Origin of the sequence: Ruegeria discodermiae (assembly GCF_030758345.1) — a bacterium.
Classification (GTDB): domain Bacteria; phylum Pseudomonadota; class Alphaproteobacteria; order Rhodobacterales; family Rhodobacteraceae; genus Ruegeria_C.
In genome coordinates this window covers 275676-300216 of record NZ_JAVAMO010000004.1, presented here as the reverse complement: position 1 = coordinate 300216, position 24541 = coordinate 275676, and the positions used below count along the sequence as shown (strand labels likewise).

The window sequence follows — 24541 nt, the reverse complement described above, 5'->3', positions numbered from 1 at the left end:
TGTGCGTCGGGTCCCTCATTTTGAATAGGTCCATTCATGAAGAACGTTATTTTCGATTTTGGTAACGTGCTTATTCGCTGGCGCCCCTATGCCGCGTTGCACATGCACTTTTCCAGCGAAGCTGAGATGCTGGCCTGTTTCGATCAGATTGATTTCTTTGGCTGGAACGCCGAACAGGATCGCGGTCGAAGCTGGGAAGAAGGGTTGGCGGCAGCAGAGCGTGATCATCCCGATCACGCCCATATCTTTCACACCTATGCCAACGGGCTGGACGCCGCCCATGGGGAGCGGGTGCCGGGCATGTCAGATCTGATCGAAGCTCTGCATCGGCGCGGTGTGGGCCTGTTTGGGCTGACCAACGCAGCAGAGGCCTCGTTCGAGGCGGTGAAAAAGACCGCGCCGGAAATCGGGTATATGCGCGATGTCGTGGTGTCGTCTCGAGAGGCGCTCATCAAGCCCAGCCCCGAGATATTCGAGCTATGCCTGAGCCGGAACGGGATTCGCGCCGCCGAAACGCTTTTTGTCGATGACAGCGCCGCCAATTGCCGGGGCGCCGAGGCGATGGGCATTCAGGCGCATCTGTTCACCGATGCCGCCACGTTGGAGGCGGATCTGCGCGCGCACGGCTTGCTGTGAGCGCGGGCAGGCTCAGGCCGCCAGCCCCTTGCTGCCGAGGTCGAGGAATTTCTGGCGGCGGTCCTTGATCAACGCGTCGCGATCCTTGCCGTTCAGCTCTTTCAGCATATCGGCGATGGTGCGACCAACTGCTTCGATGGTGGCCGTCCTGTCGCGATGGGCACCGCCTTGTGGTTCCGTGATGATCCGGTCTGCGACGCCCAATTTGTGCAGGTCCTGCGCGGTCAGGCGCAATGCCTCGGCGGCTTCGCGCATCTTCTCGGCGTCCTTCCACAGGATCGAGGCGCAGCCCTCTGGCGAGATCACCGAATAGACCGAATGTTCCAGCATCGCGACACGGTTGGCGGTGGCAAAGGCCACGGCCCCGCCCGAACCGCCCTCGCCAATGATGACCGAGACCAGCGGCACGCCGATGCGCAGGCACATCTCGGTCGAGCGCGCGATCGCTTCGGACTGGCCGCGTTCCTCGGCGCCTTTGCCGGGATAGGCACCGGGCGTGTCCACCAGCGTGATCACTGGCAGGCCAAAGCGGCCAGCCATATCCATCAAACGGATCGCCTTGCGATAGCCTTCGGGGCGGGCCATGCCGAAATTGCGCTCGATCCGGGATTTGGTGTCGCTGCCTTTCTCATGGCCGATCACCATCACCGGCTGGTCGTTGAAGCGGGCCAGACCGCCCATGACCGAATGGTCATCGGCAAAGTTCCGGTCGCCTGCCAGAGGTGTGTATTCGTCAAACAGCGCCTCGATATAGTCCTTGCAATGCGGGCGATCGGGGTGGCGCGCCACCTGGCATTTCCGCCACGGCGTCAGTTCCTTGTAGAGATCACTCAGCATGGTGGCGGCCTTGGCGTCCAGCGCTGCCGCCTCATCGGCCACATCCATCTCTTCGTTGGCGCGGGCCAGCGCGCGCAGTTCTTCTGCCTTGCCTTCGATTTCGGCCAACGGTTTTTCGAAATCCAGATACTGGGTCATGACGCCTCTTCTGCGCGGTGTTTGCCGTTATATGGCCCGAGGGCGGACGGGATGCAACTCAGCAAGATTTGTGCCATGGGCTCGTGGCATGTGGAAGGGGCAAGGACAAGGGAGCGCCGCGTCACATGAGCAAGGCTTACGAAGACAGAATCCTGCGTGTGCTGGGCTATATTCACGACAACCCTGCCGGGGACCAGTCGCTGGATGCTCTGGCCGATGTCGCGGCGATGTCGCGCTTTCACTGGCACCGGGTATTCCGGGCCATGACGGGCGAGACCTGCGCCCAGGCGGTGCGGCGCATTCGCCTGCACCGAGCGGCGGGTTGGTTGTTGCAGAGCGACCGAACGCCTGAACAGATCGCCGGTGATGTCGGCTATCCCAATCCCAAATCCTTTGCGCGGGCCTTTTCCGAGGCCTATGGCGCAAGCCCTTCGGCCTTTCGCAAGGCCGGGCGTCTGACGCCCGCCCATCCACAGTTCAGAACCGGAGATTATCCCATGTATCCTATTACCACCCGCACCGAACCCGCCCGCCGGATGATCGGCATCGCCCATAAAGGCGCTTATATGGAGATCGGAAAGAGCTTTGAAAGTTTCGGCGCGATCTGCGAGGCGCGCCAGCTCTGGCCGGATGTCGGCCCGGTGCTGGCACTCTATCTGGACAGCCCCGATGAGGTGCCAGAGGCAGATTTACGCAGCTTTGCCGGTGGCGAGTTCCGCGGTGCAGACGTGCCTGAGGGGATGGAAGAGCGGCACATCCCCGGCGGCAAAACCGCTGTCCTGACCTATAAGGGGCCGTATTCCGGCCTCCACGCCGCTTACCACTCGCTTTTCGGCAACTGGCTGCCGGAGTCGGGGGAGGAACCCGATGACCAGCCGTGCTATGAAATTTATCTCAACGACCCGCGCGAAACCGCGCCCGAAGATCTGCTGACCGAGATCTGTCTGCCTTTGAAGTAGCTCAGTTGGGCCAAAGCACCGGGTAGAGCGAGGCAACCAGCAGCGCCGCCATCATCCCGTTGAACATGCGCAACTGGCGCGGATTTCTGAGGAACCGCGCCAGTTGCTGGCCAAGCATGGTCCATGAACTGACACAGGGCAGGTTGATCGCCCCGAAGATGGCCGCCACCAGCAGGATCGCGGGGATCGAGCGGTCTGGCGCGTAGATGCTGATCGCGGTCAGCGCCATTGCCCAGGCCTTGGGATTGACCCATTGGAACGCCGCCGCCTGCAGAAAGCGCATCGGCGTCCCCACCTCGGCCTGACGGTCGATGGGCGCGGCTGTGGCGATCTTCCACGCGAGATAGAGCAGGTAGGCCACGGACAAGGTCTTGAGGATCACGTAGCTCACCGGGAACCGGTCAAACAGCCCCAGCAGCCCGGCGCCCACCAGAACGATCATCAGGGTAAAGCCGATCCCAACCCCCAGCATATGTGGGATTGTGCGGCGAAAGCCGAAATTGGCCCCGGATGCCATCAGCATCAGGTTGTTGGGGCCGGGCGTCACCGACGAGACGAAGGCAAACCCGACAAAGGCAATCAACAGGTCGTAACTCATGCCGACAAGGATTGCGCCCTCTGCCCAGTTTGAAATTGCAAAGATTGGGTCTGGTGACCTATATCTGCAATTTATGGCGGATCTGGACCAGATAAATCGCAGGATATTGCGAGAGTTGCAGCGCAATGGCCGAATCTCGAACCTTGAACTGGCCGAGCGCGTGGGGCTCAGCCCCTCGGCCTGCCTGCGCCGGGTGCAGGATCTTGAGCGGCGTGGCATCATCACCGGCTATCGCGCCGTGCTGGACCCGGTGGCGCTGGGCCATGGCTTTGTCGCCTATATCGGCGTCGGGCTGGGCGAGCATACCAAGGCGGCGCAGGAAGGTTTCGAACACGCCATAGCGGACGCGCCCGAGGTGGTCGAATGCCATAACATCACCGGTACAATCGAATACCTTCTGCGGGTCGAATGCGCCGACCTACCCAGCTACAAGAGCTTCCACACCGATGTGCTGGGAACGCTGCCCCATGTCACCGCGATCACCTCTTACGTGGTGATGGGATCGCCCAAGGATGAGCGGGCGTAAGGGGAAAAGTTGATATCCTGAGACTTGCCGGAGCCGATCTTCCTGCCTAGGCTCGCCGTAATTCTGTCGTGAAACCCGGCGCATACCGGGGCGGCATGGACATTCAGGGAGACAATCATGACGTTCTTATCTCGGGCCTGCGCCGTTCTGGCCTGTGTTCTTATGGCCTCTGCCGCCGGGGCGGATGCCAAGAAGCTTAAGCCTGCAAACCCGCAGCCTTCCGGGGTGAAATCCGGCCTGGCAGTGGCCTATGCCTGGGCGGGGGATATACCGGCCAAGATCGACTATCTGGGGCAGGCGAAGGACTTGCTTAAAGAGGGGGCCAAATCGGGCAAACCTCTGCGCGGGCTGGATTATCGCGATACCGACGAGGGTGATCCGGTGCTGACCTTTGATCAGGCCTTTAACGTCGCCGCCGCAGTGAGGGGCTATATCCGCTTTGACGAACCGGGAACCTATGAGGTCGAAACCTGGTCCAATGACGGGATCGAGGCGTTTATCGGGGGGCAGAAGGTGGGGATCATCACCGGTCGTCAGACCTGCTCGCCAAACCAGCGCACCACCGTCGAAGTGCCGCAGGCGGGCTGGTATGATCTGAACATGGTCTATTTCCAGAAATGGTCGACCTCCTGCCTGATGATGAAATGGGGCAAGGAAGGCGACGAGGACCTGAAATGGGTTCCCAACGATGTGTTTGGGTACAAATAGCGGCCTGCGGAGGCGGACGCGCAGAGGGGCACCGCACGGGTGCCCCTTCTTGTTTGATCAGCCGTTTGCCGCGATCAACTCGGCCTGGGCCACGATCACCTCGGCCTGTTTGATCGAGGCGATGTCAACCAGGCGGCCCTTGTAGACGGTGGCGCCTTCGCCATTGGCCTTGGCCTGCTCCATCGCGGCGAGGATTTCGCGGGCTTCGGTGACCGCCTCGTCCGAGGGGGTGAAGACCTGATTGGCCAGCGCGATCTGCTTGGGGTGGATCGCCCATTTTCCCACCATGCCCAGCGTGGCCGAGCGTTTGGCCTGCGCGATATAGCCCTCATCATCCGAGAAATCGCCGAACGGGCCGTCGACGGGCAGCACGCCATGGGTGCGGCAGGCGGCAACGATGGCGGCTTGCGCCCAGTGCCACGGATCGGACCAGTGTTTCTCGCCCTCGCGCAGCATGTAGTAGTTTTCCTGCGTGCCGCCGATGCCGGTGGTCTGCATGCCCATGGACGCAGCGAAATCCGCAGCACCCAGGCTCATCGCCTGTAGACGCGGGGAAGAGGCGGCGATGGCTTCGACATGGGCGATTCCGGCCGAGGATTCGATGATCACCTCGAAAGAAATCGGCTTGGTCCGGCCCTTTGCGCGTTCGATGGCGGTGACCAGCGCATCGACGGCATAGACATCCTCGGCGCAGCCCACCTTGGGGATCATGATCTGGTCCAGCCGGTCGCCCGCCTGTTCCAGCAGATCGACCACGTCGCGATACCAATAAGGCGTGTCGAGCCCGTTGATGCGCACGGACATGTATTTGTTGCCCCAATCGACGCTGTTCAGCGCTTCGATCACGTTGGCGCGGGCGACGTCCTTGTCGCTGGGGGCCACCGAATCCTCAAGGTCGAGGTTGATGACATCCGCCGCTGAGGCCGCCATTTTCTCAAACAGCTTGGTGTTCGATCCGGGGCCGAACAGCTGGCAGCGGTTGGGGCGTGCCGGGGCGGCGGGTTGAATGCGAAAGCTCATTGGTCGCCTCGTGTTGGTAAGGAAATTGCGATTTCGTCAGTTTGGGGGATATTAAATTGCGAGGATGCCTGCAAGCGCTATTGTGCGGCCGCAGCATTGGCGGTGCAGCATCTTTGGTAAAGGGCGGCAGCGGTCGCAGAGTTCACGCAAACCGGGCGTGCGACTGGGAATATCTTCGCAAAAATCTTGTGCTGAGGGAAAAATCTTGCATCTGGTGGGGAAATATTAGGTGCAAAAACGAAACGCTTGCGGTCCTCTGCCCTTAGTGTGCGCCGGAATCAAAGGAGTGAACCGCAATGATCGAGACGCCGTATCTTTTGTTCCTGGGGGATGCGCCCGACCAATTGGCCGCCAAGGTTGCCATCGGCATCCGTGACTGGCGGCCCGAGAATGCTGTGGGCCAGATCCGTTTGCCCGGCTGCGGTGCCGATCTGGGCCTGACCGATATGACGTTGGCCGAGGCGAAAGAGGCCGGGGCCAAGACGCTGGTCATCGGTGTTGCCAACCGCGGCGGTTACATCAGTGACGCGTGGAAAGAGGTTCTGATCGCGGCGCTTGAGATGGGCTATGACCTGGCCTCAGGCTTGCACAACCTGTTGCGGGATGAAGGCGATCTGGTTGCCGCCGCGCAGACCCATGGCGGCACGCTGCATGATGTGCGGGTGCCGACGGTTGGCTATCCCATCGCCAACGGCAAGAAACGCTCCGGCAAGCGCTGTCTGGCCGTGGGTACTGATTGTTCGGCGGGCAAGATGTACACCGCGATGTCGATGGATGCCGAGATGCGCAAGCGGGGGCAGAAATCCACCTTCCGCGCCACCGGTCAGACTGGCATCCTGATCACCGGTCAAGGCGTGCCTCTGGATGCGGTCATTGCCGATTTCATGGCGGGTGCCGTTGAGTATCTGACCCCTGAGAATGACGAGGATCACTGGGATCATATCGAGGGGCAGGGCTCGCTCTACCATGTCTCTTACTCCGGTGTGACCATGGCGCTGATCCATGGTGGCCAGCCCGATGCGCTGATCCTGTGCCACGAGCCCACCCGCACCCATATGCGGGGTCTGCCGGAATACTCGCTGCCGACGCTGACGCAGTTGCGCGACACGGCGCTGCCCATGGCGCGGATCGCCAACCCGGCCTGTCAGGTGGCCGGTGTCTCGATCAACACCCAGCATCTGGGTGAGGATGAAGCGCGCGCCTATATCGCCGAGGTTGAGGCAGAGATGGGCATCCCCGCCACCGACCCCTATCGCTTTGGCGCGGGCAAGCTGGTGGATGCGCTGGCCGAGCTGTGATTTAAGCAGCGTGCGGGGGTGGGGTGATCCGCCCCCGGCGGTTTTTGACAAAGAAGAAGAGGTGGGCGCGTGCAGGTAGAGGTCTCTCGCGATGTGTTCCGGCTGGCGCAGGCTTTCACTATTTCGCGCGGGTCGCGGACCGAGGCGAAGGTGCTGACGGTACGGATCAGCGACGGGGTGCATCAGGGCTGGGGCGAATGCGTGCCCTATGCGCGTTACGGCGAGACGCTGGACTCAGTCGAGGCCGAGATCGCTGGTCTGCCACAGGCGTTCACCCGCGACGATCTGATGAATCTGCTGCCCGCAGGTGCGGCCCGCAACGCGGTGGATTGCGCGCTGTGGGATCTGGAGGCCAAGCAGGCGGGCAAGCGTGTGTGGGAGCTGGCAGGCCTGCCTGCGCCGGGGCCAGAGATCACCGCCTATACCCTGTCACTGGACACGCCTGACGCTATGCGGGATCAGGCTGCGCAGAACGCCCATCGCCCGCTCCTGAAGATCAAACTGGGCACCCCCGATGACATGCCTCGCCTGGAAGCGGTGCGGGCCGGTGCACCGGATGCCAAGATCATCATTGACGCCAATGAAGGCTGGTCGGCGCAAGTTTATGCCGATCTGGCCCCGCATCTGGTTCGCCTTGGCGTGGCACTGGTCGAACAGCCTTTGCCCGCCGGAGAGGATGACGCTCTGCTGGGCATGGAGCGTCCCGTCCCCGTCTGCGCCGATGAAAGCTGCCATGATCGCGCCAGCCTGCCCAAGCTGAAGGGCAAGTATGACGTTGCCAATATCAAGCTGGACAAGACTGGTGGCCTGACCGAGGCGCTCAAACTGCGCGCGGCGGCGCGTGCCGAGGGCTATGACATCATGATCGGCTGCATGGTCGGCTCGTCACTGGCCATGGCCCCTGCGACCCTGCTGGCGCAGGGGGCGATGGTAACGGACCTTGACGGCCCGCTTCTTCTGGCCGAAGACCGCGACAACGCTTTGACATTTGACGACAAGGGTGTGCATCCGCCGATTGCCGCTCTTTGGGGATAGGAGACAGATCATGCGCACCGTTTACGTAAATGGCGAATACCTGCCCGAGGACGAGGCCAAGATCTCGATCTTTGACCGCGGCTTCCTGATGGCCGACGCGGTCTATGAGGTGACCAGCGTGCTGGACGGCAAGCTGATCGATTTCGACGGCCACGCGGTGCGGCTGGAACGTTCGTTGCGCGAGTTGGACATGACCGCGCCCTGCACCAAGGACGAGCTGCTGGAAATCCACCGCAAGCTGGTCGAAGAGAACGGGATCGTCGAAGGTCTGGTCTATCTTCAGGTCACGCGCGGCTCTGACGGGGATCGGGATTTTGTGTTCCCGGACCCTGATACCAAGCCGGGCATCGTGCTGTTCACCCAGAACAAGCCGGGTCTGGCCAATAGCCCCGCATCCCAAAAGGGCGCCAAAGTGATCTCGATCGACGATATCCGCTGGGGGCGTCGCGACATCAAGACGGTGCAACTGCTCTACCCGTCCATGGGCAAGATGATGGCCAAGAAAGCCGGAGCCGATGATGCCTGGATGGTCGAGGATGGCTATGTGACCGAGGGCACCTCGAACAACGCCTATTTCATCAAGAACGGCACCATCGTGACCCGCCCGCTTTCAAATGACATCCTGCACGGCATCACCCGCAAGGCGGTGCTGCGTCTGGCCGAAGAGGCGCAGATGCAGATCGAGGAACGGCTGTTCACCATCGACGAGGCAAAAGAGGCGGATGAGGCCTTCACCACCTCGGCCAGCGCCTTTGTGATGCCGGTGGTTGAGATCGACGGCGTGCAACTGGGCGACGGCACGCCGGGCCCGATCGCAAAGCGCCTGCGCGAGATCTATCTGGACGAAAGCCGCAAGACGGCGATCTGAGCGGTTGGCCGGGCCTGCGCGCCCGGCCTTCTCAGAAGATCAGGTTCAGCATTAGCAGTGACACCACCCAGAAGAGCAGCGTCATGATGCCGCCGCTCTTGACGAAATCCATCACCTTGTAACCCGCAGGCCCCATGATCAGCGCGTTGACCTGATGGGTGGGGATGATGAAGGAGTTCGAGGTCGAGATCGCCACCGTCAGTGCAAACACCGCCGGATTCGCGCCCGCTGCCGCCGCGATGGACACTGCTAGAGGCACCAGCAGCACGGTTGCGCCCACATTGGACATGACCAGCGAAAAGACCGTCGCCAGCAGCGCCACACCCGCCTGCAGTGCCCAGATCGGCCAGCCATCCAGTACCAGCAGGATCTGTTGCGCGATCCAGGCGGCGGTGCCGGTGTTCTGCACCGCATGACCCAACGGGATCAGGCTGGCCAGCAGGAACACCGTATTCCAGCCCACCGCGCGATAGGCCTCGTCGATGCTCAGCACCCGGCTTAACATCATGCCCACCGCGCCGACCAGCAAGCAGAGCGACAGGCGGACATCGGTGAACAGGATCAATGACAGCGAGATGGCGAAGAAGAACAGCGCCCAGCCCACCTTGTGCGGGCGCAGCTCGTCCTGCGGGAAATCGGCGGTCACCACCACGAAATCGGGATCGCGCTTTAGCCGCATCAGGTTGTCCCAGCGGGTGTGCCCCACCAGCATGTCCCCCGCCTGAAACGGCACCAGCCCGATCTGGGTCGGGACATGGTCTTCGGTCTTGACGTGGCTCAACGTGTCTTCGCCACGATGGATCGCCAGCAGGCTCAGCCCATAGGTCTTGCGCAGCAGCAGATCGCGAGGGCTTTTGCCGATCAGCTTGGAATCGGGGGGGATGACCAGTTCGGCAACCCCTGCATTGGTCTGCGCGAACTCTTCGGCGAAGATGTCGAGCTCGGACCGTATGGTTAGGCCGAACCGCTCGGCAAAGCGCCTGACGTCGCCGCCCTGTCCGATCACCGCCAAGCGGCAGGGGGCAGCGATTTCGGCGGTAAGGATCTGCACCATCGAGGACTTGCCGCGATAGAAGGTTGAGATGATGTAGATGCTGTTTTCATTGTTGATATCGGCCAAAATCTGGCCAACCAGCGGGCTGTCCTTGGGGACCTCGACCTCGAACACACTGGCATCCAGCCCATAGACCCGCTGCAGGTATTCCGAGGTGCCCTGGGCCGAGGCCACTTCACTGTCCTGAGCGCCACCGGGCAGCACCCAGCGGCCCAGCAGCAGGAAGTAGAGGATGCCGGTCAGGATCAGCACGGCCCCGATCGGGGTGACTGAAAACAGACCAAAAGGCTGCATCTTCTGGCCTTCAGGCAGGCTGGCATTGGCGCTCTGGATCAGATCATTCAGCAGGATCAACGGCGAAGACCCGACCATCGTCATGGTGCCGCCCAGAATGGCACAGAACCCCATCGGCATCAGCAACCGGCTGAGCGGAATGCCCGAGCGGACCGAGATGCGGCTGACCACCGGCAGGAACAGGGCCGCCGCCCCCACGTTCTGCAAAAAGCTGGAAATGAAGCCCACAGTGCCCGACACGATGGGCAGGATGCGTGCCTCGGTCGTGCCGCCCAGCTTCAGGATCTTGGCGGCGACCTTGTTCATGATCCCGGTCCGGTCCAGCCCGGCCCCCACGATCATGACCGCGATGATCGAGATCACCGCGTTGGAGGCAAAACCGTCAAAGAGGTGCGCGGGGTTGGCCAGATTGTCGAGCCCCGGCAGGTAGCTGAAGATGCCGAGCAGGACCAGCACCAGGATGGCGGCCAGGTCGATGCGGATGATTTCGGAAACAAAGAGAAAAACCGTAAATGCGAGCATCGCCGTGACGACACCCATCTCAAAAGTAAAAGCTAGTGGTTCCAAATCTGTAGTCTCCGCGGCGCGTGGGATGGTCTGTGTGAATGGCACGGGCGAAATGTCCCGCGCGGCGGTGCGTCATCGGAGGCGGTGGCTGCGGTCGCCTGCATCTGGCCGGCTTCGGCCCCGCGGTCTTGTGTTCTGCGCGTCTGGCATTGCTGTCCCTTGGAGTTTTATTTGTGCACAAAAACCCGGCAGTTGGAACGAAAAACAACCGCCGGGCCGGAATCGGCGGCGCGGCGTGATCGGTTGCCCGCCTTTCAGCGCAACATGAAAAGAGACGGGCGTCGCGGGCACTCTAAATGCCGCGCTGCGTAGGTTCGCAATCACTGAGTCGGGCCAAGCAGATGGCTGTCAGCTCAACCGGGTAATTGCAGCTGAAGGCGCGCGAACCGTTAGAACGAACTTGGATTGTTGCGGGCATAGGAGTGGATGGTGCGGATGCTCCATTCCACCGAATCCTTCATCGCGTTCCCCAGCGCCTGATCGAACGCGGTGACCAGCGTCAGCGGGTCGTCATTGGCCGAGATCGCGACCTCTTCGAAGGATCGCGATGCGATGATGTTATCCTCGTCGGCATCGACAAGCTTGATGTTGAGCCGCACCACGACGCGCAGCGTGTCATCGCCTGGCTCGTCGGAGACCTGAAAGGCCTGAAACTCTCGCAGGTCCGTGATGACGTTGTAGTCCGAGCGCAAGCCGACCGCAGAGCGACCCACAGCGGCGACCTTGCCGGTATTCTCGTAGCTTTCGATCATCAGCGCCTGGATGATCAGTGGCGCCCGGTCGACCCAGCGCGAGCGCGGCAGGTATTGCACCTCGAACACGTTGGGCTGCACGGCGATGCGGTCGGTATTCACCGCCGCCGTGGCGGTGGGTTCCTCGACCACGATCTGCTGGCTCAGCCGTGGCAGGTTCTTGTTGAAAGTGCTTTTGGGCGTCAGCGCATAAAGATTACTGGGCCGGGTGGCCTGGCTCAGACCGGTCAGGCCCGCGCAGCCGCTGAGTGCGGTTGCAAGAAGAAGGACGAGGGCAAAGGGCCGTGTCATCGACGATACTCCGAGCCTTGGGTTCCGAAAAAGAAGCGGGCGGGGTCGCTCTCGAACCGGTCGGTCAGGCGTTCGAGATTGACCACCAGACGGCGCGCCTCTTCGATGAAGCGCTGGGTCTGGGGCAGGCCAACCCGCAGAAAGGCCGAGACCTGCACGCGGTTCTCCTGAATGATGCCATCCACCGTGGCCAGCAGATCCGAGGCCGATTTTGAGGCGCTCAGAACCTCTTGCGAGATCTGGTCGACATTGGTGGTGACCGTCTGCACGGTGGTGCTGATCTCGCCAACTGCCTTGCGGACATCACTGACGACAACATCGACATCCTCGTCGATCACCTTGTTCACCTTGCTAAAGGTCTGATCTGCGGTATCGAGCGTGGTCTTGGCGGCATCCATCGCGCCGGAGATATCCGACAGCGTCTTGTTCGCGTTCTCGATGGTCACGGTCGCGGCTGACAGTGCCACACTGCCCTCACTGGACAGCACATCGATCCGGTCGGCCACGCGCGAGACATCGAGACCGACGGTTTCGATCACCGTATTGGCGTTTTTCACGACGCCGCGCACATCCTCGACCAGACCGGGCAGGTCGTTTTTGACGGTGTTGTTGATGGTTGCGATGGTCTCGCGCGCTTCGCTGACCATCGCCTTGCCGTCTTCCTTGATGATCGTGTCAATGTTGTTCGATGTGTCCTTGATGGACTCAAGCGTGCCCTGCGCCGTTTTCAGGGTACTTTCGGCGGTATCGGACAATTCCCCCAGCCGTCCCGAAAACTGCGAAATATCGCCCGCTGTCTTGCGGATGTCCCCCGAGAGCCCCTCAACATCCGACAGCACATCGTTGAGCCGCCCCGAAGCGCTTTCCAGATTGGCCAGCGTCTTGGTGACTGCCTCGCGGTTTGGCTGATCGACCAGCTTCTTGATTTCCTCCAGCAGGTCGATGGCATTGTCCATCAGCTCTGGCGCGCCTTGAAAGATGCTTTGCAAGGCGCTGCGCTTGCTCTTGATCACGCCGTCCTGCGGCAGGGCCTCGGCATTGGCCGATCCGCCGCTCAGATCAATATAGCTGACGCCGGTAACTCCTTGCGATTCAAGCGTTGCGGTGGTGTCGGTCTTGACCGGGGTGTCGGCATCCACCTGGATCTTGACCCGCACCTTGGACGGGTCGTCCTCGTCCAGCGAAAGCGCCGTGACCTGTCCCACCGGCAGGCCGTTATAGCGCACGTCACCGGCGGTACTGAGCCCCGAGACATCGTCAAAGAGGATGTCGTAATAGTCATATTGCTTGTCCACATTCACCTTGGCCAGCCACAGCACGAAGATGAACGCGCCCAGAATACCGGCCAGTGTGAAGGCCCCGATCAACAGATAGTTCGCTTTGGTTTCCATCGAACGCCTATCTTTCCTTGGTCTTGTTCTGCGCCGCGCGGGCACGGGGACCGGTGAAATATTCCTGTATCCAGGGGTGATCGACCTCTGGCATCATCTCGATCGGGCCTTCGGCATAGACGCGTTTTTCCGCCAGAACCGCCACCCGGTCACAGATCGCGTATAGACTATCGAGATCATGGGTCACCATGAAAACGGTCAGCCCCAGCGCGTGCTGCAACTCGCCGATCAACTCGTCGTACGCCGCCGCCCCGATCGGGTCGAGCCCGGCCGTGGGTTCGTCTAGGAACACGATCTCGGGATCCAGCGCCAGCGCGCGTGCCAAGGCCGCACGTTTGCGCATCCCGCCTGAAAGCTCGGAGGGCATCTTGCCGCAGGCCAGTGGCTGCAGGCCCACAAGGCTGATCTTCAGCTGCCCCAGCGCGCTCATCAGGTGTTCGCTGAGCTTGAGATGTTCGCGCATCGGCGCTTCGACATTCTGCAGCACCGAGAGCGAAGAAAACAGCGCGCCATCCTGAAAGGCCACGCCCCAGCGCTTTTCGACGCTCTGGCGATCTTCATCCGTGCCGTTGACCACATCCACTCCCAGCACCTTGATCGAACCCGCTGCGGGTGCGTTAAGGCCCACAATGGTGCGCAGCAGCACGGATTTGCCTGTGCCTGAGCCACCGACAATGCCCAGCACCTCGCCGCGCCAGACATCGAGGTTCAGGTCGTCATGCACCACCTGCGGTCCGAACTGATTACGTAACCCGCGCACTTCGATTACCGCTTCGCGGGCAGCCGTGCCGGTTTGGGGGACTGGCATCTGCATCACACCCCCAACTCGGAAAAGAAGACCGAGAACATGGCGTCGATGGCGATCACCATGAAGATCGACTGCACCACCGATGCGGTGGTGTGCTGGCCGACGCTTTCAGCCGATCCGCGCACCTGCATCGCCTGCCAGCAGGCCACGACCCCGATCATCAGGGCAAAGAAAGGGGCCTTGATCATGCCGATCAGCAGGTTCCAGACATCGGTGGTTTCCTTCAGCCGGGTGATGAACATGCCCGGTGTCACGCCCAGATCGATCCAGCTCATCAGCGCGCCGCCAAACAGCCCGGCCATATTGGCGATGAAGCCCAGGATCGGCATCATGATGATCAGCGCCAGTACGCGGGGAACCACCAGCGCCTCGATCGGGTTCAACCCGATGGTGCGCATGGCGTCGATTTCCTCCTGCACCTTCATCGAGCCGACCGAGGCGGTAAAGGCTGAGCCCGAGCGACCCGCCACGATGATCGCCGTCAGCAGGATGCCCAACTCGCGCAGAACCGAGATGGCGATCAATTCAACCACGAACACCTCGGCTCCGAATTGTTTCAACTGAGCCGCGCCCTGAAAGGCCAGAACCACGCCGATCAGGAAACCCATGAGCGCGACGATGGGCACGGCCTTCAGCCCCGCGCTTTCCATCTGGCTGAACAGCGCCGCCCGGCGCAGACGCCAGGGCTGAAGCAGGGTCAGGACCAGCGCAACAAGGGTTTCGCCGAAGAAGGCGAGGGCCGACAGAAAGCTGCGCCAGCCTGAAACGGTGTATTTCCCCAGCGCGATCAGAGCGGGGACGAAGCCGCGCGCGTCCTCGTCGTCTTCGAGTTTTTCGGGCAGGTGCTGTTCTACGGTGTCCAGCAATGCGGCATGGGCGGGCTTGGCGCCGGTGATGCGCACCGTTGCGCCGCCCGCTTCGAGTCGGCGCTGCATATTGGCGATCAGCCAGGCGCCACCGGTATCGAAGCTTTCGACACCGGCAAGGTCCAGTTCCACGTCGGTCATGCCAGTGGGCACGCGGTCGAATGCGGTCTGCACATCGCCCACATGCCGGGTAAGCAACTCACCCAGAATCCTGATCATTGCACTGTTTGACGACTGCTCGATCGTCAGTGACGGTTCTGCCATGGCCAAGTCATAACGGCGGACGTGCGCTGCGCAAAGAGGCCGTCGCGTAATGCGGGAAAAAACGTGTTCTTTGCGTCTCTTGGAGCGGGGGTGTGCGAAGGGCCGGTTGCGCCCGATTTCGAACTTGGATAGCAGGGGCGTCTTTTTTGATCGGAGGGCGTCATGCGGACAGATATTCTGGCAATCGATTTCGGAACATCCAACTCCGCCGCCGCCATTGTGACAGAGCAGGGCGTGCGGCGGATACCGGTCGAGCAAGGGGCAGACACGCTGCCCACCGCCGTGTTCTTTCCTGCCGACGAAAGCCCGATGCAGATCGGTGCACGGGCGGCGCAGGCGTTGATCGCAGGCGAAGAGGGGCGCTATATGCGGGCGTTGAAAAGCGTGCTGGGCCTGCCCCTGCTGCAGGAAAAGCGCCTGATCAACGGGCGGCGGCGGACGCTGTCGGGGATCATCACCGAATTCCTGGCCGAGATGCGCCAGCGCGCCGAAGCAGCGACCGGGGCGCGGTTCCGCTACGCATTGTCGGGGCGGCCCGTGCATTTCCACTCTGACGATCCGGCGCTGGATGCGCAGGCCGAGGTGGATCTGCGCGCCTGTTACCTAGCCGCGGGGTTTAAAGAGGTCGCCTTTCTGGCCGAGCCCGAGGCGGCGGCCCTTGCCAGCCATCGGATGGGGGATGCGGAAGAGATCGGGCTGGTGGTCGATATCGGCGGGGGCACCTCGGATTTCTCGGTCTTTCGCAGCACCTGCGCGGGACCCGAGATTCTGGCCAGCTACGGGATTCGGTTGGGCGGGACGGATTTTGACCATGCGGTGTCGATGGCCCATGCCATGCCGCAGCTTGGTCTGGGCGGGCAGTTGCGGCGGCAGATGGGGCCGGGCCTGCTGCCGGTGCCCCGCGCGCCTTATGTCGATCTGGCCACCTGGGCAAAGATCCCGTTCCTTTATACTGGCGAGACTCGTCGCGCGGTGGCCGATATGGCCCGGCTGGCCGTTGATCCCGTCCGATTGGGGCGGTTCGCCACCGTGCTTGAGATGGAACTGGGCCATGAACTGGCCTTTTCGGTAGAGCGCGGCAAGATCGCGGCCAATTCCGGTGCAGGCACTGGTCAGATCGAGATGGGGTTCATCGAACCGGGGCTTGCGGCACCGCTCACGCGCGACGCGCTTGACGCCGCTCTGGCGGAGAATCGCGCGCTTCTGCGCGCCGCCATGTCCGGGACGCTGGCACATGCTGATGTCACGCCGGACCGGATCGGGCGGGTCATCCTGGTGGGCGGGTCCAGCCTGATGCAGTTCGTGGCCGATGAGATCGCAGTGCTCTGTCCGGGGGCGGAGCTGCTGTATTCTGATGCCTTCACGGCGGTGGTCGATGGTCTTGCGCTGGCCGCATATCGGGATGCTGGACGGTTTCCATGACGGCAAAGGAATTTGTCTGGTGGATGCCCGGCAGCCGGTTGATCCGGTCGCCCAGAACATCGCGGAAATGCGCAATATCCCGGGTGCGCACGGTCAGCAGATAGTCAAAAGAGCCTGCCACCATCAGGCAGCTCTCGATCTCGGGTATATCCCGGACCGCGCGGTTGAAATCCTCCAGCGAAGTATCGGCGGTTGCGGCGAGCGAGACCTGTACCACGGTCAGATGCCCCAGCCCCAGCCGGTCCTTATCCAGAACGGCGCGGTAGCCGCGGATATAGCCGCCGCGTTCAAGGCGTTTGACACGTTCGGAACAGGGCGTGTTGGTCAGGTTCACGCGCTCTGCAAGCTGAACAATCGACAGGCGGCCATTCGCCTCCAACTCGGTCAGAATGCGTTGGTCTATGCGATCCAAATCTCTGCTCACCAGGAATTTTACCTTTAGAAGACGCGTATTCTGAGAATTATTGCTGTAAAATCCCCAAGAATAAACCCTATTCCTAGTGATTATTCCTGATACTGCGCGCGGGCTGATCTTGAAGTGACACCTTGTCGCAGCAGCCTTTTTGGGGCCAGATGGCCGAACCAAAGAAAACAAAAAACAAAACGGAGGACAGAAATGACCGTCAAAATAGTCATTGGACTGGACGGGACGGAAACCGGAGATCGCGCGATTGCCTTTGCCAAGGATCAGGCCACACGGCTGGATGCTTGCGAATTGCTGTGTGCGTATGTGATCGAATGGTCGCCCTTCACGTTCCAGACGCCCGAGGAAAACGCAACCCGACACAAACGGCGCGAAGAGGAAATCGCAACTGCGACCGACCGTGTGGTGGATCCCGCTGTAAACGCATTGAAAGAGGCCGGGTTCAACGCCAGTGGCATCGTGCGCCACGGTGACGTGGCCGAAACGCTCAACAAGATCGCGGTGGATAGCGGCGCAGTTCAGATCGTTGTCGCCCGTGCATCGGGCCATGGCTTTACCAACCGTGTCTTCGGCAGCTCGACCCAGAACCTGGTCATGCATGCCGATGTACCGGTCACGGTCGTGAAGTAGGAGGGACAGGAATGAGAACGATTAAGACACTCGGACTGGCCGGTATGGCAGCCCTTCTTGCCAATCCGGCGCTTGCGCAGGACGCGCCGGGGCTGGATGAAAAGATCAATCAGGCCTTTGCCGATTTCACCGGACCCTTCGTGAGCTTTATCTTTGCGCCGTTTCCCGGCACCGGATTCCCCTGGATCGTGGGTTGGCTGGTTGTCGCGGCGACGGTGTTCACGCTGTATTTTGCGTTTGTGCAGCTGCGGTTTTTCAGCCATGCGATCAGCCTGGTCAAAGGCGACTATTCCGATCCCAACGACGCCGGTGAGGTCAGTCACTTCCAGGCACTGGCGACCGCACTTTCGGGCACGGTCGGTCTGGGTAACATCGCCGGTGTGGCGGTTGCCGTCGGCATCGGCGGGCCGGGCGCGACCTTCTGGATGATCGTTGCTGGCTTGCTGGGCATGGCGTCGAAATTCACCGAATGTACGCTGGGCGTGAAATACCGCAACGAATACGAAGACGGTACCGTATCCGGTGGTCCGATGTATTACATGTCCAAAGGGTTCAACGAGCTGGGCCTGCCGGGCGGTAAAATCCTGGCTGTGCTGTTCTCGATCTTCTGTATTCTCGGCGCTCTGGGCGGGGGCAACATGTTCCAGGCCAACCAGGCGCATCAGCAGATCGCGGGTATTGTCGGCGACTATCCGGGCTGGATCACTGGTCTCGTCTTCGCGGGTATCGTGTTTGCCGTGATCGTAGGCGGTCTGAAATCCATCGCGCGGGTGACCGAAAAGGTCGTGCCGTTCATGGGTGTCATGTATGTGGCCGCAGCCCTGGTGATCATCATCATGCATGCAGACCAGATCGGCTGGGCCTTTGGCCAGATCTTCGCGGGCGCCTTCACCGGTCTCGGCGTCGCTGGCGGTATGGTCGGCGCGCTGATCCAGGGCTTCCGCCGTGCGGCGTTCTCGAACGAGGCGGGTGTGGGCTCGGCGGCGATTGCACACTCCGCGGTGCGGACCAAAGAGCCGATCACCGAAGGCTTTGTGTCGCTGCTGGAACCGTTCATCGATACGGTCGTGATCTGTACCATGACCGCTCTGGTGATCATCATCACCCAGCAGCTGATCGTTGATCCGGAAACCGGCAACTACATGCTGAACGAAGCGGGCAACGCGATTGCCACCGTAGACGGTAATTCGGGCGTCAGCCTGACCTCGGCCGCCTTTGGCAGCGCCTTTAGCTGGTTCCCGTATCTGCTGGCCATTGCGGTGGTTCTGTTCGCCTTCTCGACCATGATCAGCTGGTCCTATTATGGCCTCAAAGCCTGGACCTATCTGTTCGGCGAAGGTCACACCAAGGAACTGGTGTTCAAGGTCATCTTCTGCATCTTCGTCGTTATCGGCGCGGCCGCCAATCTCGGCCCGGTCATCGACTTCTCGGATGCGGCGATCTTTGCGATGGCGGTTGTGAACGTTTTTGCGCTCTACTTCCTGATGAAGAAAGTGCGCGAAGAGCTGGAATCCTACTCGGCCCGTCTCAAGAGCGGCGAGATTCGCAAGTTCGAACACTGATGAAATGGAACCGGGGCACGGTGCGTGCCCCGGTTCACCCCTACCTCCTTGTTGAATGTCAGATAACTTTGACCTTTGCGCCAAACTCTGACTCAACCGGCTCTGGCTGAACTCTCCGACGTCCACCACCGCACTGCAGGTCGCTTGGGCCTAGCAGCGCGCCACCGCATCTTAGACAAGCAGACGCTTATGCCACTTGTTGCGAATTCGAGCAAAGAGCCCAATTTACTTAACGCTGTGCAACCCATCAATGTCAGCACTTGCGTTGGGACAGGCTTCATTCGTTAGATGCCTAGCACACAGCTTGGAGCTTGTTCCCATCCGGATCACGGACGTAGGCAGCATAGTAATTCTCGCCATAATGCGGACGTGGCCTCGGCTCGCCTTTGGTGCTCCCGCCCAGACGCAGCGCTGTTTCATGGAAGTCCCTTACGCTTTGCTTTGTGTCTGCGACAAAAGGCACATGCGTCCCATTCCCCCAAGTAGCGGGGCGACCATCTTCAGGTGTGTAGATATAAACTGTCGGCATGCCGCCTTTCTCGTATGCAGGTGGCTTGCCCGGAGGTTTCGGTAGTCGACTGAAGCCGAGCACCCCAAGAACCTCATCGTAAAAGCGGCCGGATCGTTCCGGGTCATTTGTTCCAAATGTGATGTGGCTAATGACTGACATGCGAATTGCTCTCTCTACTTGGGTCAGAATAAAACAAGAACATTTATCTTGCAATGTGTCGTGAAGGGGCGGTGTTGGTGGCGGCGGGCAGCGAGTTGCTTCAATATCGCAGCGCAATCTACATCACGGCGGGCCTCGCGGGCGTGATCGCTCTGGCGCTTTTGTTGTTACAGCCTTTGCTGGCGGCAGGGTTCCTTCCCGGGCTGCCGATGCCGGTCGGGCGCAGGATTCATCGCTGGACCGGCGCGGCCTTGGTGTTCGCCGTTGCCGTTCATGTTGCCGGTCTCTGGATAACGAGCCCCCCTGACATGATTGACGCGATGACCTTCACTGCGCCTACGGCCTTCTCGGCTTTCGGCGTTATCGCAATGTGGGCATTGGCCGCTGCAGCTCTCCTGGCCGGGTTCAGGAAGAGTTTGCGATTGCGCCCGCAAGTCTGGCGCCTTGCTCACACCATGGCCGCGATCGTGGTCGTTGCCGGAACTGTGGCGCACGCGCTCATGATCGAGGGCACTATGGGGACCGGTTCCAAAATCATGATATGTGCGGTTTTAGGCGCGGTGTTGGTTCTTGCGGTCAGTAGACTTCGGCCTTGGGCCGGGGTGTTGAGAGTGCGGGAGACGCAGGCGCAGGAGTAATTGCCTTATCCCGCAATCCTGACGTCGGCGCCCTTCGACATTTTGTACGCGCGGCGAATGGCAGCAAAGACGGCTGCGACTGCGGCATTCGGCTACCTTTTCCAAGGTCAGCTGCGGGCCGTCCTTATCGAAGCCGATCGGGCCACCACTCTTATGCTGTGCTCGCTCCAATGGCCGCAACGAGGCCCAACTCACTAGCCATACGGTGTACAGAGTCGAAAGCAAATGCAATCACTCACAAGCCTAGGAATCTGACTCGTCCTTTAAGTGCAACGGGCGATGCGCATTCGGAAGGAACATGCCGGCAGCGAAAACGATTGCCGACGATGCCGCGAGACCAGTGAACTGGAAGGCAAAGCCAAAGCCTGTATTTTGCAGGAAGGCAATCAGCGGGACGACGATTGAGCCCGTCCCAAGCGACAGAATGTACTCCACCGATAGAATGCGGGCGCGTATCCCGGCATCAAGATAGTGCCCGACCAGCCAGGTTGTGATGGGAATGCCCGCGAACATTATTGTTACGAGCAGAAGGGTCAGCATGAATGCTGCATATCCGGTAGCCTGGGTGAGCAGCAGCAAAAGCACGGTCTCGCCTCCCAGCAGGCACAAGAGGATCGGTCTGGCGCCGATCCGATCCAGAAGCTCTCCGACCGGCAGTTGCGCGAAGGCAGCAACCGCGAACACGAGTCCGGCCGATGTCCCGATCCACGCCAGCTTGGTGTTGTCATCAGCCAGCCGTTCTTCAAGGAATTTGGGAAGTGAGATGGTGACCATGTTAAACACCAGCCCGCCAAACAGTGCCGCCAGACATATAATGAGGAACACGGTGCGTTGTGTCCGTCGGTCGTACATTCTAGTGGCGCTTTTGCCACCTGCTTGTTGGGGAGCGGTCAGGCAGCGATTGCCTCTGTTCCGATAAATCAATAGGCCGCCGATGACCACAGACACCGCCCCGGGAAGCGCGAAGGCACTTTTCCAGCCGAAGAACTGCGCAAGAAAACCGGTCGTGACCGCCGCCCCGGCCAGGCCCATATTGCCGAACACGCCGTTGATTGCCAGCGCCCGACCTGACCGCAACCCGATTTGCGTTATGTGCGCCAGTCCTACCGGGTGATAAATCGCAGCGAACAATCCAAGCGAGGCAAGCCCGAACGTCAGGGCCTTTGGATCGCTTGCGAAAGAAATCCAAAGGCTTGAACACCCGCAGCCGACGAAGAACACCGCGATCAGAGTCAGCCTGTCGAACCTGTCCCCCAACCACCCGGCTGGCAGGGTCCCGAGGGCGAACATAATGTAAATGGGTGTCCCGAGGAAAAGCACATCGGCGAAGCTCATGCCCCAGGCGGGCGCAATGGCAAGTGCCGCAGTCGGAAAGATCAAAAGAAAGAAGTGATCAAAGAAATGGGCCACATTGATGAAGTGAAGGGCTTCGTTTCGCGACATTTGCATCTCTCAAGGCTGGACCGTTAACTTGATCTATCGCAGCATTTTCAAGTACGATCTGTCGACATAATGTCAATCCATACGCCTGAAATGCCAAAAGATGATCGGCGGGATATCGTTGGCCTGGCGTCGAGTTACGAAGCGGGCACGGTTATCGCGCCACATGCGCATGACGCGCATCAGATTGCGCATGCGATTTCGGGCACGATGCGGGTATCGGTGCAGAATACGCAGTGGTTCGTGCCGCCGGGGTGTGCCCTGTGGATTCCCGCCAACGCAACACATGCTATTGAATGTGTTGGGCGGGTTGAAATGCGCACCGCCTATCTGAGCAAAGCCTATCCGCCTGTTCAGGCCAGCGCGGTCGTGGTCTCGGTTTCGCCGTTGATGCGGGAAGTTTTGGTGCGACTGTCCGAAGTGGTTGACCGCAAACAGAACTTGCTTTTGGCTGATGTGTTGTTGAACGAAATCAAGCGCGGGGAGCTTGAACCGCTCAGCATTCCGATCCCCCGCGATCCGCGTATCGCAGAACTTGCGCGGCTCTTGCTGGCCAATCCGGCGGATCAGACCACGCTGGCAGCTTGGGCGAAACGGTTGGGGTTTTCCGAACGGAGCCTGATCAGATCAATTCGTGCCGAAACGGGGATGACCTTTCGCGAACTCAGGCGTCTTACACGCATTATGGTCGCGCTTGACGGGCTGTCCGCCGGGAAATTCGTTACGGAAATCGCCTTTGAGGTCGGCTTCCAAACGCCAAGCGCCTTTATTCATGCCTTCCGGCTTCTGGTCGGGAAGACACCGCGGCAGTTCATTTCCGAAGGCTGATATCCACTCATGCCAGCTCAAACGGCGCCAAACCGCTGTCCAGCATCAGGCGCGAGTGCTGCGGTGCAGTCCTCCATCCCTGCTGTTCGTCGCGAACATGAAAAACCGGGACGTCACCTTTATGAGGCGAAGGCTTGTGCCAGGACGGTGCCCATGCGTCGCGCGAATGCCGACGGGTCGATGGGCGCTTCGCCTTCGACGATGCGGGCCTGGTCCAACAGGAGGTGTGCTGCGTCTTTCAGAAGATCATCGTCACTCGCACCCTGTTCCTTGGCGCGCTCTGCAAGTTTGCTGATGATCGCATGGCTTGGGTTCAGCTCAAGGACGCGTGGGGCGCCGTGTTGTAACTGCCCGTGACGCTTCAACAGCCGCTCCAGGTTGACGTCCATGTCCCCATCATCGGCGATGAGGCAGACCGGGCTGTCGGTCAGACGTTTCGACGGGCGCACGTCCTTGACCACCTCGCCTAGTTCGGTCTTGATCGCGGCGATCAAGTCAGAGAGATCGGCCTCTTCAGGCTTTTCGTTTTCCGTTTGTGTTTCATCCGCTTTGATTTCGTCGATATCGGCAGCCCCACGGGTGATGGATTTGAAAGGCTTGCCCTCGAACTCGGTGATGTGCTGCAGCCAGAACTCATCCACGTGATCGGACAGGAGCAGCACCTCAACCCCTTTGGCTTTGAAGCCCTCCAGATGGGGTGATTGGGCCAGTTTGGCTGCGTCCTCGCCTGCGATGTAGAAGATCGACTCTTGGCCCTCTTTCATCCGGGTTACGTAATCAGCAAGGCTGGTAAGTTCACTCGTGCCGGTAGAGGCGAAGCGGCAAACCTCAAGGATACGGTCGCGAAGCGCAGCGTCTTCGACCAGCCCTTCCTTGAGTACCGCGCCGAAATTGCCCCAGAACTCCGCGTACTCCTCCGGCGCTTTGCGCGTCTTTTTCTTCAGCTCGTTCAGCACCTTTTTGGTGATGGAGGTTTTGATCTTGGCAAGCTGCGGGTCGGTCTGCAACATCTCGCGCGAGACGTTGAGAGACAAGTCCTGGCTGTCCACCACCCCGCGCAGGAAGCGCAGATAGGCAGGGATCAGATCGTCCGTGGTCTCGGAGATGAAGACCCGATTGACGTAAAGCTTCACATGGCTTTTGCGCTCAGGCTCAAAGAGATCGAAGGGCTGGGTGCTGGGCACAAAAAGCAGGCTTGTGTGATTAAGCGTACCTTCGACCTTGTTGTGCATCACGTGCCATGGCGCATCGAAGGCGTGGGACGTATGACGGTAGAACTCGGCATATTGTTCTTCCGAGATGTCCTTGGCCGGGCGGGTCCAGAGTGCTTCGGCGGCGTTCAGCGTCTCTGCCCCAAGTTTGACCGGGAAGCCAATATGCTCGGAATAGGTCTTGATGATATGTCGGATTCGGGCCTCTTCGGCGAATTCCTTGGCGTCTTTCTTGAGGTGCAACGTGACCGTGGTTCCATTGGTCGCGCGCTCGGTCGGCTCGATAGAGAACTCACCTTTGCCGTCGGAGGACCAAAGCCAGGCCTCTGTTTCGCCTGCCTTGCGGGTCACGACGTCGACCCGAGACGCCACCATGAAGGCTGAATAAAAGCCCACACCGAATTGGCCAATCAGGCCGGGCTTGTCTTGGTCGTCGGCCTTGAGCGCCTCTATGAAAGCGCCGGTGCCGGATTTGGCAATGGTGCCCAGTGTCTCCAGCAGATCGGCGTGATTCATACCGATGCCATTGTCGGAAATCGACAGCGTCTTGGCCTTGGTATCGATCTCAAGCGTGATCGCAAAGTCTTCGGAGGGTGCGAGCGACGCGTCGGTCAGGGCCGCGTAGCGTAGCTTGTCACAGGCGTCGGACGCGTTTGAGACGAGCTCGCGCAAAAACACCTCGCGGTTGGAATAGAGTGACCCCGCGACGATTTCCAAAAGCTGGCCCACTTCGGTCTGGAAGGAAAACGTTTCTTTCTCGAGGGTCTCTGTCATGGCATCTGGCTCCAACTGGCAATCGCGGCGCA

Annotated in this window: 24 protein-coding genes; 12 read left to right on the top strand and 12 right to left on the bottom strand. The window is 60.5% G+C overall.

Features of this window, described 5'->3' with window-relative positions; translation table 11 throughout:
• The first annotated feature begins 36 nt into the window (after positions 1 to 36).
• Positions 37 to 636, top strand: a complete 600-nt coding sequence (locus Q5Y75_RS12615) for an HAD family hydrolase (protein WP_306197815.1) — start codon at positions 37 to 39, stop codon at positions 634 to 636.
• 12 nt (positions 637 to 648) lie between these two features.
• On the opposite strand, the gene Q5Y75_RS12610 is transcribed toward Q5Y75_RS12615, so the two are convergent.
• Entirely contained in the window at positions 649 to 1611 is a 963-nt protein-coding gene (locus Q5Y75_RS12610; protein ID WP_306197814.1) for an acetyl-CoA carboxylase carboxyltransferase subunit alpha, read from the bottom strand.
• A gap of 125 nt (positions 1612 to 1736) precedes the next feature.
• On the opposite strand from Q5Y75_RS12610, the gene Q5Y75_RS12605 reads away from it, so the two are divergent.
• Positions 1737 to 2570, top strand: coding sequence for an AraC family transcriptional regulator (locus Q5Y75_RS12605; RefSeq protein ID WP_306197813.1), 834 nt, complete (start codon positions 1737 to 1739; stop codon positions 2568 to 2570).
• A gap of 1 nt (position 2571) precedes the next feature.
• On the opposite strand, the gene Q5Y75_RS12600 is transcribed toward Q5Y75_RS12605, so the two are convergent.
• Entirely contained in the window at positions 2572 to 3168 is a 597-nt protein-coding gene (locus Q5Y75_RS12600; protein WP_306197812.1) for a LysE family translocator, read from the bottom strand.
• 73 nt (positions 3169 to 3241) lie between these two features.
• Between Q5Y75_RS12600 and Q5Y75_RS12595 the strand changes: the two genes are divergently transcribed.
• Positions 3242 to 3694 carry an Lrp/AsnC family transcriptional regulator gene (locus Q5Y75_RS12595; RefSeq protein ID WP_306197975.1) on the top strand — a complete coding sequence of 151 codons (453 nt, stop codon included), beginning with the start codon at positions 3242 to 3244 and terminating at the stop codon, positions 3692 to 3694.
• Positions 3695 to 3811: 117 nt separating this feature from the next.
• The gene (locus tag Q5Y75_RS12590; RefSeq protein WP_306197811.1) at positions 3812 to 4402 is read left to right on the top strand and encodes a PA14 domain-containing protein; all 591 of its coding nucleotides are present in this window, start codon (positions 3812 to 3814) and stop codon (positions 4400 to 4402) included.
• Positions 4403 to 4459: 57 nt separating this feature from the next.
• Here the strand turns inward: Q5Y75_RS12590 and Q5Y75_RS12585 are convergent, their stop codons facing one another.
• Complete coding sequence (locus Q5Y75_RS12585; RefSeq protein ID WP_306197810.1) at positions 4460 to 5422, bottom strand: L-malyl-CoA/beta-methylmalyl-CoA lyase; 963 nt, start codon at positions 5420 to 5422, stop codon at positions 4460 to 4462.
• Between the two features lie 296 nt (positions 5423 to 5718).
• On the opposite strand from Q5Y75_RS12585, the gene dgcN reads away from it, so the two are divergent.
• The 3 genes from dgcN (at position 5719) to Q5Y75_RS12570 (ending at position 8623) form a co-directional block, all read left to right on the top strand.
• Positions 5719 to 6720, top strand: coding sequence for an N-acetyltransferase DgcN (gene dgcN, locus Q5Y75_RS12580; protein WP_306197809.1), 1002 nt, complete (start codon positions 5719 to 5721; stop codon positions 6718 to 6720).
• Between the two features lie 69 nt (positions 6721 to 6789).
• Positions 6790 to 7755 (top strand): N-acetyl-D-Glu racemase DgcA, encoded by a 966-nt coding sequence (gene dgcA, locus Q5Y75_RS12575; protein ID WP_306197807.1) that lies wholly within the window; start codon positions 6790 to 6792, stop codon positions 7753 to 7755.
• Positions 7756 to 7762: 7 nt separating this feature from the next.
• Entirely contained in the window at positions 7763 to 8623 is an 861-nt protein-coding gene (locus Q5Y75_RS12570) for a D-amino-acid transaminase (RefSeq protein ID WP_306197973.1), read from the top strand.
• Between the two features lie 31 nt (positions 8624 to 8654).
• On the opposite strand, the gene Q5Y75_RS12565 is transcribed toward Q5Y75_RS12570, so the two are convergent.
• The 5 genes from Q5Y75_RS12565 to Q5Y75_RS12545 all read right to left on the bottom strand — a co-directional run bounded on the left by Q5Y75_RS12565 (position 8655) and on the right by Q5Y75_RS12545 (position 14910).
• Positions 8655 to 10538 (bottom strand): SLC13 family permease, encoded by a 1884-nt coding sequence (locus Q5Y75_RS12565; protein WP_371933261.1) that lies wholly within the window; start codon positions 10536 to 10538, stop codon positions 8655 to 8657.
• Positions 10539 to 10927: 389 nt separating this feature from the next.
• A complete protein-coding gene (locus tag Q5Y75_RS12560) occupies positions 10928 to 11581 on the bottom strand; it encodes an ABC-type transport auxiliary lipoprotein family protein (protein ID WP_306197806.1) in 654 nt (217 codons plus the stop codon).
• Positions 11578 to 12972, bottom strand: coding sequence for an MlaD family protein (locus Q5Y75_RS12555; RefSeq protein WP_306197805.1), 1395 nt, complete (start codon positions 12970 to 12972; stop codon positions 11578 to 11580). The genes Q5Y75_RS12560 and Q5Y75_RS12555 overlap by 4 nt, the downstream gene beginning before the upstream one ends.
• 7 nt (positions 12973 to 12979) lie before the next feature.
• Positions 12980 to 13780 carry an ABC transporter ATP-binding protein gene (locus Q5Y75_RS12550; RefSeq protein WP_306197804.1) on the bottom strand — a complete coding sequence of 267 codons (801 nt, stop codon included), beginning with the start codon at positions 13778 to 13780 and terminating at the stop codon, positions 12980 to 12982.
• Positions 13781 to 13785: 5 nt separating this feature from the next.
• Positions 13786 to 14910, bottom strand: a complete 1125-nt coding sequence (locus tag Q5Y75_RS12545) for an ABC transporter permease (protein WP_306197803.1) — start codon at positions 14908 to 14910, stop codon at positions 13786 to 13788.
• A 162-nt stretch (positions 14911 to 15072) separates the two neighbouring features.
• Between Q5Y75_RS12545 and Q5Y75_RS12540 the strand changes: the two genes are divergently transcribed.
• Positions 15073 to 16332, top strand: coding sequence for an Hsp70 family protein (locus tag Q5Y75_RS12540; RefSeq protein WP_306197802.1), 1260 nt, complete (start codon positions 15073 to 15075; stop codon positions 16330 to 16332).
• Here Q5Y75_RS12540 and Q5Y75_RS12535 read toward each other — a convergent pair.
• Positions 16271 to 16756, bottom strand: coding sequence for an Lrp/AsnC family transcriptional regulator (locus Q5Y75_RS12535; RefSeq protein ID WP_306197801.1), 486 nt, complete (start codon positions 16754 to 16756; stop codon positions 16271 to 16273). The genes Q5Y75_RS12540 and Q5Y75_RS12535 overlap by 62 nt on opposite strands.
• Before the next feature lie 192 nt (positions 16757 to 16948).
• On the opposite strand from Q5Y75_RS12535, the gene Q5Y75_RS12530 reads away from it, so the two are divergent.
• Positions 16949 to 17386 (top strand): universal stress protein, encoded by a 438-nt coding sequence (locus tag Q5Y75_RS12530; protein ID WP_306197800.1) that lies wholly within the window; start codon positions 16949 to 16951, stop codon positions 17384 to 17386.
• 11 nt (positions 17387 to 17397) lie between these two features.
• Positions 17398 to 18948 (top strand): alanine/glycine:cation symporter family protein, encoded by a 1551-nt coding sequence (locus Q5Y75_RS12525; RefSeq protein ID WP_306197799.1) that lies wholly within the window; start codon positions 17398 to 17400, stop codon positions 18946 to 18948.
• Between the two features lie 292 nt (positions 18949 to 19240).
• Here the strand turns inward: Q5Y75_RS12525 and Q5Y75_RS28495 are convergent, their stop codons facing one another.
• Positions 19241 to 19618: a VOC family protein gene (locus tag Q5Y75_RS28495; protein ID WP_371933260.1), complete on the bottom strand. Its 378-nt coding sequence runs from the start codon at positions 19616 to 19618 to the stop codon at positions 19241 to 19243.
• Between the two features lie 77 nt (positions 19619 to 19695).
• Here Q5Y75_RS28495 and Q5Y75_RS12520 point away from each other — a divergent pair, with 77 nt between their 5' ends.
• Complete coding sequence (locus Q5Y75_RS12520; RefSeq protein ID WP_306197798.1) at positions 19696 to 20256, top strand: ferric reductase-like transmembrane domain-containing protein; 561 nt, start codon at positions 19696 to 19698, stop codon at positions 20254 to 20256.
• Positions 20257 to 20499: 243 nt separating this feature from the next.
• On the opposite strand, the gene Q5Y75_RS12515 is transcribed toward Q5Y75_RS12520, so the two are convergent.
• The gene (locus Q5Y75_RS12515) at positions 20500 to 21699 is read right to left on the bottom strand and encodes an MFS transporter (protein ID WP_306197797.1); all 1200 of its coding nucleotides are present in this window, start codon (positions 21697 to 21699) and stop codon (positions 20500 to 20502) included.
• A gap of 90 nt (positions 21700 to 21789) precedes the next feature.
• Here Q5Y75_RS12515 and Q5Y75_RS12510 point away from each other — a divergent pair, with 90 nt between their 5' ends.
• Positions 21790 to 22524, top strand: a complete 735-nt coding sequence (locus tag Q5Y75_RS12510; protein WP_306197796.1) for an AraC family transcriptional regulator — start codon at positions 21790 to 21792, stop codon at positions 22522 to 22524.
• A gap of 119 nt (positions 22525 to 22643) precedes the next feature.
• On the opposite strand, the gene htpG is transcribed toward Q5Y75_RS12510, so the two are convergent.
• Complete coding sequence (gene htpG, locus Q5Y75_RS12505; protein ID WP_306197795.1) at positions 22644 to 24509, bottom strand: molecular chaperone HtpG; 1866 nt, start codon at positions 24507 to 24509, stop codon at positions 22644 to 22646.
• Positions 24510 to 24541 lie beyond the last annotated feature (32 nt).